This is a genomic window from Tenacibaculum soleae, assembly GCF_030549005.1.
Lineage (GTDB): Bacteria > Bacteroidota > Bacteroidia > Flavobacteriales > Flavobacteriaceae > Polaribacter > Polaribacter soleae.
On the sequence record NZ_JAUOSW010000002.1, the window covers coordinates 57,623 to 72,366 of the forward strand.

At 29.4% G+C, this 14,744-nt stretch carries 17 protein-coding genes; 4 read left to right on the forward strand and 13 right to left on the reverse strand.

The features are described from left to right. Positions 1 to 47: 47 nt before the first annotated feature. The 5 genes from Q4586_RS02615 to Q4586_RS02635 form a co-directional block, all read right to left on the reverse strand. A complete protein-coding gene (locus tag Q4586_RS02615; protein WP_303526080.1) occupies positions 48 to 596 on the reverse strand; it encodes a 5-formyltetrahydrofolate cyclo-ligase in 549 nt (182 codons plus the stop codon). Between the two features lies 1 nt (position 597). Continuing rightward, positions 598 to 963: an MmcQ/YjbR family DNA-binding protein gene (locus Q4586_RS02620; RefSeq protein WP_068704666.1), complete on the reverse strand. Its 366-nt coding sequence runs from the start codon at positions 961 to 963 to the stop codon at positions 598 to 600. Beyond that, positions 963 to 1,574 carry a DUF4230 domain-containing protein gene (locus Q4586_RS02625; RefSeq protein WP_068704664.1) on the reverse strand — a complete coding sequence of 204 codons (612 nt, stop codon included), beginning with the start codon at positions 1,572 to 1,574 and terminating at the stop codon, positions 963 to 965. The genes Q4586_RS02620 and Q4586_RS02625 overlap by 1 nt, the downstream gene beginning before the upstream one ends. Positions 1,575 to 1,686: 112 nt before the next feature. Further along, the gene (locus tag Q4586_RS02630) at positions 1,687 to 2,958 is read right to left on the reverse strand and encodes a DUF4374 domain-containing protein (protein ID WP_303526086.1); all 1,272 of its coding nucleotides are present in this window, start codon (positions 2,956 to 2,958) and stop codon (positions 1,687 to 1,689) included. 29 nt (positions 2,959 to 2,987) lie between these two features. Beyond that, positions 2,988 to 5,327: a TonB-dependent receptor gene (locus Q4586_RS02635; RefSeq protein WP_303526089.1), complete on the reverse strand. Its 2,340-nt coding sequence runs from the start codon at positions 5,325 to 5,327 to the stop codon at positions 2,988 to 2,990. A 979-nt stretch (positions 5,328 to 6,306) separates the two neighbouring features. On the opposite strand from Q4586_RS02635, the gene Q4586_RS02645 reads away from it, so the two are divergent. Genes Q4586_RS02645 through Q4586_RS02660 form a run of 4 tightly spaced genes read left to right on the forward strand, consistent with a single transcriptional unit; the run spans position 6,307 to position 7,876 of the window. Next, complete coding sequence (locus Q4586_RS02645; protein ID WP_068704656.1) at positions 6,307 to 7,062, forward strand: hypothetical protein; 756 nt, start codon at positions 6,307 to 6,309, stop codon at positions 7,060 to 7,062. Positions 7,063 to 7,064: 2 nt separating this feature from the next. After that, entirely contained in the window at positions 7,065 to 7,487 is a 423-nt protein-coding gene (locus tag Q4586_RS02650) for a DUF5675 family protein (protein WP_068704654.1), read from the forward strand. Beyond that, a complete protein-coding gene (locus Q4586_RS02655) occupies positions 7,465 to 7,683 on the forward strand; it encodes a hypothetical protein (protein ID WP_068704652.1) in 219 nt (72 codons plus the stop codon). Before Q4586_RS02650 ends, Q4586_RS02655 begins: the two co-directional genes overlap by 23 nt. A gap of 4 nt (positions 7,684 to 7,687) precedes the next feature. Further along, positions 7,688 to 7,876: a hypothetical protein gene (locus Q4586_RS02660; RefSeq protein ID WP_068704837.1), complete on the forward strand. Its 189-nt coding sequence runs from the start codon at positions 7,688 to 7,690 to the stop codon at positions 7,874 to 7,876. Positions 7,877 to 7,902: 26 nt separating this feature from the next. Here the strand turns inward: Q4586_RS02660 and Q4586_RS02665 are convergent, their stop codons facing one another. The 8 genes from Q4586_RS02665 to Q4586_RS02700 all read right to left on the reverse strand — a co-directional run bounded on the left by Q4586_RS02665 (position 7,903) and on the right by Q4586_RS02700 (position 14,518). Further along, positions 7,903 to 8,280 (reverse strand): DUF2493 domain-containing protein, encoded by a 378-nt coding sequence (locus Q4586_RS02665; protein WP_068704649.1) that lies wholly within the window; start codon positions 8,278 to 8,280, stop codon positions 7,903 to 7,905. 11 nt (positions 8,281 to 8,291) lie between these two features. After that, entirely contained in the window at positions 8,292 to 8,696 is a 405-nt protein-coding gene (locus tag Q4586_RS02670) for a DUF6943 family protein (protein ID WP_303526093.1), read from the reverse strand. Positions 8,697 to 9,864: 1,168 nt separating this feature from the next. Further along, positions 9,865 to 10,905, reverse strand: coding sequence for an RES family NAD+ phosphorylase (locus Q4586_RS02675; RefSeq protein WP_242176711.1), 1,041 nt, complete (start codon positions 10,903 to 10,905; stop codon positions 9,865 to 9,867). Between the two features lie 2 nt (positions 10,906 to 10,907). Further along, positions 10,908 to 11,843 (reverse strand): sce7725 family protein, encoded by a 936-nt coding sequence (locus Q4586_RS02680; protein ID WP_068704643.1) that lies wholly within the window; start codon positions 11,841 to 11,843, stop codon positions 10,908 to 10,910. After that, entirely contained in the window at positions 11,804 to 12,709 is a 906-nt protein-coding gene (locus Q4586_RS02685) for a sce7726 family protein (protein WP_068704641.1), read from the reverse strand. Before Q4586_RS02685 ends, Q4586_RS02680 begins: the two co-directional genes overlap by 40 nt. 120 nt (positions 12,710 to 12,829) lie before the next feature. After that, positions 12,830 to 13,492, reverse strand: a complete 663-nt coding sequence (locus tag Q4586_RS02690) for a P-loop NTPase family protein (RefSeq protein WP_068704639.1) — start codon at positions 13,490 to 13,492, stop codon at positions 12,830 to 12,832. Positions 13,493 to 13,540: 48 nt separating this feature from the next. Further along, complete coding sequence (locus Q4586_RS02695; protein WP_068704637.1) at positions 13,541 to 14,206, reverse strand: hypothetical protein; 666 nt, start codon at positions 14,204 to 14,206, stop codon at positions 13,541 to 13,543. Between the two features lie 33 nt (positions 14,207 to 14,239). After that, positions 14,240 to 14,518 carry a helix-turn-helix domain-containing protein gene (locus tag Q4586_RS02700; RefSeq protein WP_068704635.1) on the reverse strand — a complete coding sequence of 93 codons (279 nt, stop codon included), beginning with the start codon at positions 14,516 to 14,518 and terminating at the stop codon, positions 14,240 to 14,242. Positions 14,519 to 14,744: the final 226 nt, after the last annotated feature.

Below are 14,744 nucleotides of genomic sequence, written 5' to 3' on the forward strand. Positions count from 1 at the left end.
GAAATAGTAATTATAAAAAAAATCCTGCATAATTTATGCAGGATTTTTTATTTAGGAGTAATTATTTTGTCAAGCGGAACATCAAACTTGTGAGTGTCAGTAATTTTATCAATCGGGTTAAAAAAATTAAGGCCAATAGTTTTACAATCTTGTCTGCAAGCTGCTAAAAATCGATCATAAAAGCCTTTTCCGTAACCAACTCTAAATTTTTGTTTGTCAGAAATTAATAAAGGAACAAAAACTAAATCAATTTTTGTAGCGGCAATTTCTTCAGCATTCACAGGTTCAGGAACTCCAAATTTATTTAAGCTTATTTTAGTATTTTCTTCTAAATAAAAATGAGAAAGAGAATCATCACTAAAATTACATCTGCTTACAATTATTTTTTTATTTTTTTTTCTAAAAAAATCAATGATGGGTTTTGTATCTATTTCATTAAATTTTTGCATTGATAAAAATAAATGCACATTATTTATTTGGTTAAAATCAAGTTCAAATATTTGTTGATAGATGCTTTTTTCAAGTTCTTTTTTTTCAATACTTGTTAGCGCACTTCTTTTTTGTTTGTATATTTTTCTTAAATCAGCTTTTAACATTTTACATTGCTTTTAATTCTTCTTGTAGTTTTTTTGTTAACCCTTTTATAATTAATTCATACGAGTGGTCGATTAATTCAAAAGCTAATTTATCAGAAACATCGTTGTTTAAAGTAACTGTATTCCAATGTTTTTTATTCATGTGCCAGCCAGGGTTAATGCTTTCGTATTGTTCTCTTAACTCTAAAGATCGCTCAGGATTGCATTTTAAATTAATTTTAGTTTCACCTTTTTCCCAACTATCTAAACCTACTAATGCAAACATTTTTCCCATAACCTTAAAAACTAAGGTAACATCATCAAAAGGAAAATTTTCTGTGACACCTTTTTTTGTTAAGCAATAATCGTGTAGTTCTTCTATATTCATTAGTTAATACTTTTTTGATTGTTGTTAGGGAGTTCTAGAGATGTGTAGTCAAGTTTCCATCCAATAGTTTCAACTAAATTTTGCATTAATGAAATAGCTTCGATAGCTTCTTTATTGGCTGTTTGCATTAAATTACTTTCAGGTATTTTTTGTAAAATATGCTCTTTAGCTTCTTTGTTTACAGCGGTTAAATCTTCTGAGCTAAATTTATTTAACAAGCCATTTTGAATATCATAAAAGCGTAAGTTTGGTTCTATCGAAAAAACTTCTGGTGTTGGAAATTCTGATAAGGTTAAGATTTTACTTTTAGTATCAGTATGCATTTTAATTTTTCTAAAATCAAAACCAATATGCACCTTGGCGTTAATTAATATAATCGCTTTTTTTTTACTAGTAAATAAACCTAAAAATTTTTCTTTTGTGTTTTCGTGATGGTATATTTCGGCAAATTCACCTTCAACAGTAATTAATTTAGATACTTTTTTAATTTTATCTAATAATATAACTGATTGCTTGTTTGTGGTATTTCTTTTATTAACAAAAGAGAAATGTTTGAAAATAAAATAAGAAATAATTGATCCGCCGATTAGGCCTAAAAAAAGTAGTTCCATAAGTACGAATTTACATAAAATATGGTAGAGAATAAAAATGTTAATATTGATAATGCAAAAAAAGGTTTAAGTAATAACTTAAACCTTTTAGTGGGGGATTGAAAGATTATGATTAATAGATACCTATGTAAAATGAATCAGCTCCGTTATCTAGCTCAGCGCCTTTAGTGTATCCGTCTGGTGATGTACTTTGAGGGTTAAAACTATATATGTGTCCCTTTTCACCAAGTGGTGCAATTGCCATGTGAAATTTACCATCTTTTCCTAAAACTCCAGATTGATAATACCACATCCATAAATTTGCTGGTACGTTTAATTTAATAGCAGTTTTGTTATATAGATCAATTCGAGTAACTCCCCAAGGTGTAGCTTGGTCACTACCTTTACCAATTGATGCATCATAATAAGGAGCATAAGCAATACCGTTACCTACATAATACCATCCGTTAGCACCAACCTGTGTCATACCTAATGCGGTTGATAAATCTAATTGATAAGCATCATCATAAGTTCCGTTTTTAATACGAACTAATTTTGCAGGGTTAGAGGTTAAATGATAAATATCTCCTTTTTCATCTACATGGTATACGGGTGCTCTGTAGCCGTAAGTAGAGCCTTTAGCTACTTCAGATTCTAATAAAACAGGATTTTTTAAAGAAGGGTAATCTACTACTAAAGTTGTTGCTTTATATTCATCTGTTCTAATGTTTTCATCAGTGTTTGGGTCGTAGCCTCTTTTAGCGACACCGTAATAAGCCTTTCCGTTTTGTATTGTAGGGTTGTCAATTCGCCAAATGTGTAAACCGTCTGCTGTTTGTGGAATTATTACTTCCTGTTTTTCAGCTAAAGATAAGTTTTCTAGTTCAATTCTTTGTAAAACAGCCTTTGCTTCTGTGTGTGAATATGTATCGGCGTTGTAAATCTTTTCAGTGTTAATGGTGTGTACTAAAGCATCATTTTCATTAAGTACTTTCCATCTAGGGTAAGCTGTACCCATAGCAACCTGAACGTTTGTTTCTTCTAATTGTGTGTAATTAGAGGCGCCATTTATTTCGTACTTGTAAAGCATACCACCTCCATAACTTAGGTTGTATAGATATTTACCAGAAGGTGTACCGTAAATTCTTGCAGTACGTACTGAAGGAACTTCAAAACCTTCTCCTTTAAATGAAATTTCACCATCTTTTAATTCAGAGAAAGCTTGTACAAAAGTAGCTGAGTTTCCTGTAGATCCTACTCCGAAAGCTACGTTGTAGAAATCTTGCGTACCTGTAGGTATTTTATCTTCGATGTTGTCGTTTGATTCACAGCTTGTCAATAATGAACTAACGACGGCAGCGGTTAATAGCAATGATTTGCTTATTGATATAAAATTTGTTTTCATAATAATATAATTAGATTTAAATAATGTGATTAAAATATTGGTCTGTAAATAAGTTTTAAATAAAAGGCTCTACCAGGTTTTTGCATTGCCCAATTATCAAAAACTTGTTTATCGGTAATGTTTTTGGCATTAAAACTTACAGTTGTTTTATTGTTAGGGGCAGTGTATGATGCGCCAATATCATGCAGTATTTGAGTTGGGATGTAGGCTTTACCTTTACTAGCTAAACTTTCCCAGTTTCTGAAAAATTTATGGGTATATCCAAAGTTATAATTGATGGAGAATTTTGAATTTTTCTTTATAAAATCGTTAAACTTATATTCAGCATAAGTATTTGCAGTTAAATATGGAGTGTTTCTTAATCGGTCTTTATAATAGATGTATTCAGATCCAAATTCATCAAACCTTAAATTATAACGTGCATTAAAATTGGAGTAATTAGCGGTTATAAATAAACGATTGTTATAATTGTATTTTAGTTCAATATCGTATCCTTTGCTTTTAATTTTTCCTAAGTTTTCAAAACCGTACGTGTCCGATAAACTTCCGCTAATACTTCTTGTAATCATGTTTTTTATATCTCGTACAAAAAAGTTGGTTTCAAGATTAAAATGATGTTTTTTTATTGAATATGTGCCTAATAGAAAACCAAGGTTGTAATTAATACTTGTTTCAGGTAAAAGTGTATAAGTAGGTTCAATATTTTCGCTGGTATTACCAAGTAATTCAGATATACCTGGCATTCGTAAGGCTTTTTCGGCTGAGGTTACTAATGTTGTCTTAGGTGTAACAGCATATGAAATTGCTGCACCATAACCGTTATAACTAATGTTTTTTTCATAGTCTGAAGCTATAATTGTTTGTCCTACTCTTTTGGGGTCAGATAATTTTACGTGTTGTTTGTATTGCTTGTAAAATAAGTTTGTTTTTAGTTTTTTAGCAAAAAAAATACTTTCATACGAGTAGCTAATTATTTGCTTAGTAAGGTATCTAGTGTCGGTTAAATCTCTTTCTGCTTGCGGACGCATTGGATCGTCAATATCTCTAGTAAAACGATTATAAAAATAATGCAAACCTAATTTATGTTGTGGGTGTAATTGATAATACAAACCAGTTCTATTAGCAATATTAATTTCCTTATTATTTGCTAATGTAGCATCACCTGCCTCTCCGCCATTGTTTTGCCAATTAATAGGAACTCCATTAGTGTCTCTTATAATTTTACCTAACCAATTATACATGTATGGAACTGTATCAATTACCATACGGTTTGTGTGTGAAAAAGAAGTAAAGGTATTTAGTGATAAACCTTCTGTTATGAGATCTTTTTTTCTGTATTTGAAAGATAACATTTTACTATTCAGCTTATTTCTTCTGTTTCCGTATACAATATCCATAACTGGACCTGTTTGTACGTCGTTTTCCATATTAGAAATCATTAAACCTAAGGTTATTTCATCAGCCCATTCTTTATTGATATATCCAATATTGGCTTTAAGACCTTTAGATTTGTATTTGTCATGAAAGCGTTCGGCTCTTACGTATTTTACTTTTCCTGTGGTAGGATTAACTACATAAACATTATCACCCCAAACTTCATAGTTATTATCAGTGCTGTTGTAAAAAGCAGATGCATCTACATTGAAATTTGTTATAGGATTTCTATATCCACCATCTATATTTATTTGATGTGTGTTAAACGATCCGTAAGAATAGGCAGTGCTAAGATGTGTACCTATACTTTTTTTAAGAACAATATTGATACCACCACCTAATGCATCTTCGGTTAACTCGGCAGGCAAAACCCCCTTATAGGTTTCAATACGTGCTATCATTGCAGGCGGAATGCTTGATAAAGAAAATGATTCACCGTAATTTCGAAGTGGAATACCATCAATAAAAATTCGAACAGAATTACCACTAAGCCCGTTAAGATTAAAGTGTGTATGTGAACCAAGTCCTCCACTTTGTCTAATTTTAACACCAGATGTTCTACCCAGAATTTCAGTTGCTTGCAAATTTTGAACAGCTAACTTTTGCGTGTCAGCTATTGCTATAGAAAATCCTTTCTCTTTAATTAGTTTTCCTTTAGACTTACTGGTTATAATAATGTTGTCTAATTTTGTGTTCTCATTGTTTTCTAAAACAACAGTCAAGTGGTCTGATTTTGTAGTCAAATCTACATTTATACTAATGCCGCTCGTTTCAAAAGCTTTAATATAAACAGTGTATTTGCCTGCTGGTATATTTGAAAAAAGAAAGTTACCATTTTCATCAGTATATACACTTTTACCAATTTGTTTAATGTGAACTAAAGCTAATTCAGCGGGAGTTCCGTTTTTGTAGCTTACTTTACCAGATAAGCTCATTAAAATATTGTTGTTTGATGTTTTAGCAAATGATGTAAAACATAATAAAATTGATATGAAAAATAAATATAAAGCTCTCAAAATTTATTTAGATTTGTTTTAAATAACGAGGCAAATATAAAAATAGTTTTTATTTAGATTGATTAAAAATTAATAAATTTTAATTTATTTTAAAAACCCAATTAAGGGTTTGTAGATCATCACAAAAGAAGAAATAAAAAGTATTGAGGAGTGAAAAAACTATTTAAGTTAACAGGAAAAAAGGTTGTTAAAATAGAAATTGGTAAGGGAAAACGAAAACCTGTAAAATAAAAAAGACTTAAGATTTCTCTTAAGTCTTTTAAGTCGGGGTGGCAGGATTGTAACTACCACTCTAATGTCTTTAATTATCAATTAGTTACAAGTTGTTTCCTTTTTGAGGTAACCGAATAGGTAACTTTAATGATATGAACTTTCGTTTTGAATTGCTTTATACAAAAGAGGTAAAAATATAAAAACCTTATACATACAAAGCAACATAAATTTACGCAAATTTTATGATTTATGGAAGTGATTTTATAACTAATTAATATACAGATTAATGATTTCAATTTCTATTCCAGAATATTCTGAAAAATCATTGATAGTAACAAATTGATGAGGTTCTTTGTCTAAAAAGTTCTTGATATCATTTAATAACTTGCGTCCATAACGTTCACTACGCCCTGTGATGCGCTGAATGTCTTTTGGGTATATACAAGCTCTTTTCTGATTCATAATACTCTATCTATACTTTATCAATACTTAAAACAGACTTAATATTTTTATGATGATGTTGATAATGCGTTGTTAAAATGTTGTGAACACTTTCGTGTTATCAATATTTTAATGACGTTTTTGGAGTTATCGGAACGAACATCCAAAAACGGATTTCGTTTTTTTATTGACTGCCATAAAGTTACGTGATTTGAAATGTTAATCACAAAAAAAAGTAAAAATTATGGCAAAACAAACTGGAATTATTAAGCTAAAAGGAACTATCGGAGGTATTTCTTTTTACAAAACAAGCGATGGACATCTTGCTCGTGAAAAAGGTGGTGTAGACAAAAGTAGAATTCAAAATGACCCAGCGTTTCAAAGAACGCGAGAAAATGGTTCTGAATTTGGTAGAGCAGGTAAAGGTGGAAAAGTATTGCGAAATGCGATTCGTGTGCTTTTACAAAATGCAAAAGACAAAAGAGTGGTTTCTCGTTTAACAAAAATTTTAGTAGCCGTTACTAAAACCGATATTGTTAATGAAAGAGGACAGAGAACTTTACAGGATGGTAATTTAAACCTTTTAGAAGCGTTTGAATTTAATTTGAAAGGAAAGTTAGGAGCAACTCTGTTTGCTCCGTTTGTTAAAGCTTTTGATAGAGTTTCTGGAGATACAACTTTAAATTTAGCTGCTTTTTCACCAACAGTTAGAATTGCAGCTCCTGCAGGAACGACACATTTTAAAATTGTAATGGGAGCATCAGAATTAGATTTCGTAAATGAAACCTCAACTTTTGAAAATGATGAAACTGCAATTTTACCTTACACAGTTGCAGATACAGCTGCAATTGCATTAACAGCTTCTATAACTGCTAATTCTACATTACCAGTAGTACAGGTTTTAGGAGTAGAGTTCTACCAAGAGGTAAATGGACAAATGTATTCTTTGAAAAATGGTACTTATAACGCATTATCTGTAACGATTATTGATAAACCTTAACAATGGAGTTAATACTTCAAAGAGCATATTTTAAAGAGGGTACTAATGGTACTCTCTTTAATTCTGATAAATTCCTTTGTCATACCATTGAATTGCCCTGGAGAAATAACAAAAGAAATATCTCTTGTATACCAGAAGGGCAATATGAAATTCTACCAAGATTTTCAAAACGATTTCAATATCATTTGATTTTGAAAAATGTGAAAGGTAGAAGCTTTATTTTATTTCATCCTGCAAATGATGTTAAAAGAGATTTAGAGGGCTGTATTGCTCCTGTAACCTATTTAAATGGTATTGGTAGAGGTGTATATTCCAGAAATGCTATGCAGAAATTATTGTCATTAGTGTATCAAGCTAAAGACCGAAAAGAAAAAATTGTATTAATCATTAAATCACAGAATTATGAAAATTATAGAACGTTATAAAAAACCAACACCGAAATTCTTTCGAGTGTTAAGAAACATTGGTATAGCCTTAGCCACTGCAGGAGGTGCAATTATTGCAGCTCCAATAAGTATTCCTGCAACAATAATAACAATTGCTACTTATATGACAGTTGCAGGAACTGTTGCAACTGCTGTTAGTCAAGCTGTAGTTTCTAATGAAAAAAAGGATGACTAAAAATATGTTTCAGAACGATATTCAAATAAAGTCAGGTGTTGTTGGGGGAACATTACTCTCTACAGTTTTTACTATTAGTTTAGACGATATACTTTTTACTGTTATTATGGCTGTTATTGGAGCAATTGTTAGTTTTTCTGTTTCTACATTATTAAAGTGGTTGTTTTTTAGAAAGCAAAAAAAGAATACCTAGTTTTAGTACTGGGTATTCTTTTGTTTTTATTGATTGATATTTAGAATTTCGTTTTCAAAGAGAATTATTCTAGTTTTTAATTGTCTTTGTTTAGCAAGTTGAATTATGTTTTTTGTTCCTTTACTTTTTCCATCCCAAAAAGCAATTAATGCGTCTGCATATATTGCCATTTGTTTATTTCTTTTTGGTCCAGCAGCTTTACCATATTTTATCCAATCAGCCGGAAATTTTATAATGTTGATGTTTTTTTCAGACGCGTATTTCTCTCCTAATTTGTCAGCACCTTTGTAATGAGCTCCAGAAATAATTTCGATATTTTTTTGTTTGTCCAGAAATTTATCACATTCGTGTTTTAATTTTTGGTAGTTGGTGAAGTTTCTGCTCCCAGCTATAATTATTTTCATAGTTTAATTTGTTAAGATCTTAGTAAGGCTATTTTTAGTTTTGAAATAGTTAACAATTGTTGTTGTAAGTTTTCTTCGAAAGCAGTTATTTTTTTGAGTTTTTCAACTTTCAATAGCCATTGTTGTTCTTCATAGTTCTGCAGTGCAGTAGTGATTACTTTTTTTACGTCTGAAATACCAATAAATGGAATGACAGAGCCTTTTAAATAGCACCCAAAGTATTGACCAACTTTTAAGGATAAACACAGATAATACAAAGACTCTCTATTTGTTGTAGAAGTTGTGGAAATTACAAAGCAGTTTGGACAAGGTTTGTCTAATGGCTTTCCAGAATTTAATCCTTTATTCAAAATAAAAAAATGTGGGTTTGAGTAAGTTCGTCCAATTTTGTGGGTTTTGATTTCAAAAATTTGCATAAGTATCCATTTTTAGGTTCAGGTTCTTTTGCTGTTTTTTTGCCCATAAAATTTTGGAAAGAAAAACAACAAAAAGAAAGCTGTTTCTAAATGGGGAGGATAGACTATCAAGGTTTTTGAAAAAAATACTACCAACTACTGAATGTTGAATTTTAAGTATTAAACTGTTAGTGGTGGAGATTTTTTTCAAAACCCGAAGGGCTTGACCTTTATAGGCTAAAAGCGGAGGCTTTTAAAAGATAAAATTTTATACAAATACATTTTTTCTTGAGGGAAACAGATGCTGAAAGTATTGCAACATTAAGGGAACCATTTGTTTTGCTGTCTTTTTTTTGTTTTTCTTTTTATCCTTTATTATATCTAAAATGATAGATTTTATCTGGATTTTTTTTGATTACTTAAAGAAATGAAACAAACAAAGACTTGAGATAAGGAATACTTGGACTTAACGATGGTTTTGTGCAGTTGAATGAGGTAAGGAATTATAATAAAGTTAAAATACCTAGTGCGCCGGCAGCAGCGAGAATAAGTGTATTGCTTTTTATTTGATTGTACTGTTTTTTTGATTGGTTTTGTTAAAAGTGAATGTTTTGAAAATATTACTTATGAGTTAGATTATTGAAATATATAAGTTTATTTGATTGTTAATAGCATTTACTTTTAGTGAAACCAACTATCCTGATTTTTTCAAATAAAAAGTTATACTCTTATTGGCTTTTTTTTGATTTTATAGGTGCTTTACAATTTCTTTTATAAGCTGAAATTTTAATGATTTTAAAAATATTCACTTAAATTTACCAGTAGGCACTTATAAAAACAATGTAAAAAAGACGGAATGTTATTAAATTATCTACTTGTTATTATTAATTACTGGATGCGCGTCGGATGTGTGGCTATTTTACATAATGGCGTTATAGTGCCTGGAGTTTTTCACGGAAGAGCAGTATAACTGCACGTTATGTAAATATAGCTTGGGATAGCGTTTAAATTATTAGCTTTTGGCATTGTGCAGCTCTTTGCAGTTGTGTAATGAGGCACGAATGAAACAAGCTGTAATGTGCTGCATAAGTGAGGCAATTTAAACGCTATAAAGGAATGGCGAGGGGAACAAACTAAAAGACAGAGGATTTTGAGGAACGAAAAAACTAGGTTTTAGTTTGTGGGGAAATTATATAGCTGCTTTATGATGCAAATCAATACCTTCAATTTCATAAACTTGTGTTGTTTTACAATTTAATTTTTCAGGATTAAAAATTGCCAAATTATATCCTTCAGAATATAAGGAACTTTGATATTCTACACCATCAAAACCTAATGATTTAATGAACTCTGAAATATATTGAGTAGGAATATAATCTAATTGTTTATCTAACTTACGAATTGGTAATGAAATTTCTTTTTGTAATGTTTGAATAAAAGGAACATAAATTAAAAAATCTTCAATTGCTTCATTTTCTGACCAAGGAATTGGATCATCTTTTGGATTCCTTAAATTTAAAATTTTTAAATCTTCTTTTAACTGAAATTCGCCAACAGTTACATAATCAAAGAGTGAAGCTCTTGTTTCATATAAAGATGTTTTAAGTGTATCTGCAACATATAAATAAGAAATACCTTTAGGGTTTGCTCTACCTCCAGTAGTAACTTCTTTTGGTGGATTACCCATTTTATCTGGCGCAAAACCTTTCTTGTCTGAAATACGACAACGGTAAAATATTCTTCCTTTTTTAATTTCTTTATAAAAACTTTCGTGCTCAAAAAAATTGGCTAGTTTTTTTAAATCTATTGTATTTTGAATGTGGTAACGATTTGTATATTTTATTTCTTCTTTAAAATCTTCCCAAATACCGTGAATTTGATTTGTTTCAGAGAGTAATTCTATCTTAATTTCAGAAGATACGTTACTATTAAATAATTCGGTAATATCTTCCATTTCATCTATAAAAATTGCTTTAAATAGTTCTTTGGAATCTTCAACTATATCTGTTGTAAGGTTAAAATCTTTTTTTAAAGATTGAGCTATATCTTGGTTAGAGCTAGCATCAACAGCGTATAAGGACAAGAAATTTCTAAAAAAAGGAATTAACTCTCTAGGTGTATAAATAGATACATTTGTTGATTTACAAAAATTACAGTTACCAACTCTATCATCAGCATTTATTATACTAATGATATAATCACTAGTAAAACAGTTTACACAACAATTCATAACTAAATGTTTTTAATTACTAATTCGATGTGATTCATAATTGACAACTTTTTTAAAGTGCCAAGACCAGGGAAATGACCTCTTTGGTGCAAATCTCGAAAAGTATTTACTGCATTTGTTTGTATGTCTTGTTGGTTGCACCAAGTAACTAACTTATGTATGGCTTCAGAAAATTTACCACCAATATCTGATACATCACCATTAGAGTCAGACACAAAATGTTTTACTCTTATTCTATCATTACCATCTATATAAGATAAATGTATTGCTACAGCTCTAGGTAAAAATCCTGAATCGGAATAATTATCACCTATAGTAAGAAAATCGCCAAAACCAACAAAACCATCTTCTTGATAATATTTGTATTCTTCAGAAAAGCTGCTTTCTAAATCAAGATAATCAGCATTTTTAGGCATTTCCTTAAAATAATCATCTAGTGATACTCGCGTGTTTTGAGCAAACTCTCTATAATATCTTCTACTTGTTTTAGAGAAGTAAATTAAGTTATAAACGATATTAAGATTTGTAGTAAGTAATTCTATATTATTACCGGAAACTTCAGAATTGTGAATTAAGGTAACACCATTAAAATTAAAATTCAGAGCACCTATAAAATCAATAAATGTTTGGATATTTCTTTCGGACTTATCATCCAAAATAACAGCTAATTGGAAGTTCTCATAGCCTTGTAAACTTTCTGAAACTACATCAATAATTTCTTGATGTTTTCCTTTTAAATCGCCAACTCTAGGGTTTATAATAATATTAAAATTAACATTTTTAGAAGCTAATTCTTTTAATGTTGATTTAAAAGTTGATGTACTTTTAACTGGTTCTATTACTGGTGAAGTTTTTAATATATCATCTGAAAATATAGAGCATAAATCTCTTAATGCGATTAATTCAAATTGTTTACCTCTAACATATGGGAAATACATACTTTGCTTTTTTGGGATAAAAAATTATCTAACTGTTGGTATTCATTATCAGAAAAGTTTAAAGAATAACATATATGTTTTAATGCTTCTGGAATTTGTCTTTCTTTAAAACTTTCTGGGTTAGAAATATTTCTAAATTTTAATTTTTGAATTACTAATTTTTGAAATTCTAAAATATCAATATTTTTTGACAACTTAAGACATTCTCTAAATATTTGTGTATTAGGCACATTTGGCACAGCATTAAAATATGATTTAATTATACTTAAATATTCGTCTTTTCTTAATGTTTTAAATAATGTTTCGTGGTTAAAAACTGATTGATTTACTTTTGCTTCTTTTAAAGTTTTAAGTGCATTTCTATTAGTTAATTCAATAATACCAATATTAGAATTGTAATATTTTGTCAATAAATTAGGAATGTGTTTAGAGCTTGTTACAATGTAAATTTTATCAGCAAATTTTTCATAATCTGATATTTGTTTCTCTAATTTCTCTAAACCATCAAGCTCTGTTTTTATTTCATAAATACGAGCTTCACCATTTAAAAGCACAAAATCTGCAATAGATTTACCTACTTTAAATTCATTTAAAGCAATGGTATTTTTAAGACTATATTTTTTAATTAAAAGCTTGTTAATTAGTACGTTTTTATAGACATATTCATTTTTATAAACCTTTAATAATGATTTGTAAATTTGATTTAGCACCTCAAGATTAGTAGTATTCTCATTAATTTTAGCATATCTGTTTATACGGTAAAATGTATCAAAATAATTATCTTCTCTTACTATTTTTTTAAAATTAGAGGCAGAAAATATTTGAGCTAAACTTCTTATTTGGGTTATGTCGCTAGTTTTGTCCATTATTCAACAAATTTACAAATTTCATTAAGAAGTCGTATAATTAACGACTTTTTCTGTTATAGATTTAAAACACGTCTATTTACTTATTATTGTTTTCAATATTTAAAAGCTATTAAAATTTTAACCTCGTTTGTCTTTACTGCTTGAATCGAAACTTATTAAGTTAAACATTTGTCGCATTCGAGAACGTACACGATTACCATATCTTTCTTCTAATTCTTGTGCATTTAGGTTGGTTGTAGCGTGTGTTCTTATTTTTCTTTTTAGGAATAAATCGTAACGAGATAAAAGAATTTCTCCCATTACATTACAATCTTTACCAAAATGACGACCAGTTGATTCAACACCTAAATCATCAAAACAATAAAAACTACTATTACCATATTCTTCAATAGTTTTGTAACCAATATTATTAAATGCGAATGTGATATTTCTAGCAGGAATTAGTTCATACGGTTTTTGATGTGGTACCATAAACCTTAATAATTTCATTAAACTTGTTTTACCACAGCCTACAGGTCCCGATAATAATATCCCTTTGTTTGGATCTATTTCTAATTTTTTGCAAGCCTCAAAATCACTTATAAAATAGACACATAGTTTATATAAAATAACCTCATCTTCTTCATAGATTTTAAAGTTTTTACCAAAGAGCAGCTTTCCTTTTGCATCAAGATAAATTAATATTTTTTTGAAATCGTATGAAATATTATTGTTATTAAATTCTCCTAATTGGTATTGAACACCTCCTTCTTTTATAATATGTGGTTGTATCTTATTCATAGTTTTAGATAGTGAGTTACTGAAATAAGCGCCGTATGACGCAAAGCGTTATAAAGGCTCATTGTAGTTTTTGTTTTTACTTGTCTTTAGGTTGTCTTGATTTTGGCTAACTGCTTTTTGATTTATTTTTGTTTTTATTTCTTCAGCTTTTAGCATCCAATTTTTAGCAGTAGCTTGCCAATTGACAATTTTTGTTTTTCCACCTACTTTCCAACCAATACCTTGATAATGATTAAAAAATTTTTGAGCTTCAATTATTGGCCATTTTTCATTTTTAAAAAAAGTAATAACATCATTTTCATTTTTTGGCTGGTCAAGTTTATTAATGTTTTTATTAGTTTGTATATGTTTATTATTAGATACCAGTGCTTGTCCGTTTATAGGATTGTATGAGTCCATAACTTGTTTATAACTTGTCTCAAAATTGAACATCTTAATTTTACTTCCCTTAAATGGATTGTGTGATGGATAGTAAATAATATATTTCCAATGATTTAGCTCTTTAATACATTTATGATATGTTGATTTAGAGCCTATCTTTGAAAAGCTCATTACTTCTTCTCGATTGATATAAAATTCGTCTAAAAACCGATTGTTATTCCAGATTTGGAATAATGCTATATATAAACTTATATGTGTTGGATTTAAACGGTTGTCTTTAGAGAATTGAATAAATACACCTTTTAGGTGTTTTATATAATTAACTTTTTGCATAGAATAGGTGTTTTAGCTGCACTTAAAGTGGCATTAAAACTTGTTGTGTATTCTATTGTCTTGCATTACTTTTTGAATATCATCATAATCGTAATAAATAACACCACCAACTTTAGTGTATGGTAACGTTCCGTTAATTCGTAAGTTTTGTAATGTACCTGGTGAAATACTTAACAGGTCGCGAACTTCTGGTGATTTTAACCATTTTTTAGTGGCTAAACCTGTTTTGTTATTGATGATTGTTTTAATACCTTCTAATAATTCTAATTTGAATTCGTGAAGATCTTCGGTTGTAATAATTGTTGCTGCCATAGTAAACGATTTAAGTTAAAAACAGCTACCACAACAAACTTTCGTTATCAATGGCAGCTATTAAATTGATTTAATTCACGAGTTAGAATGTTTTTTTCAAATAGGTATTCGTGAATCTGTGATTTGACTTTCGTTTAGCAAATATGAAGTGAATTATTGAGTGTTTTTCACAAGTTACACCCAACTTGGGTGTTTTTATACGCTCATATTTAATGAGTTACATTGA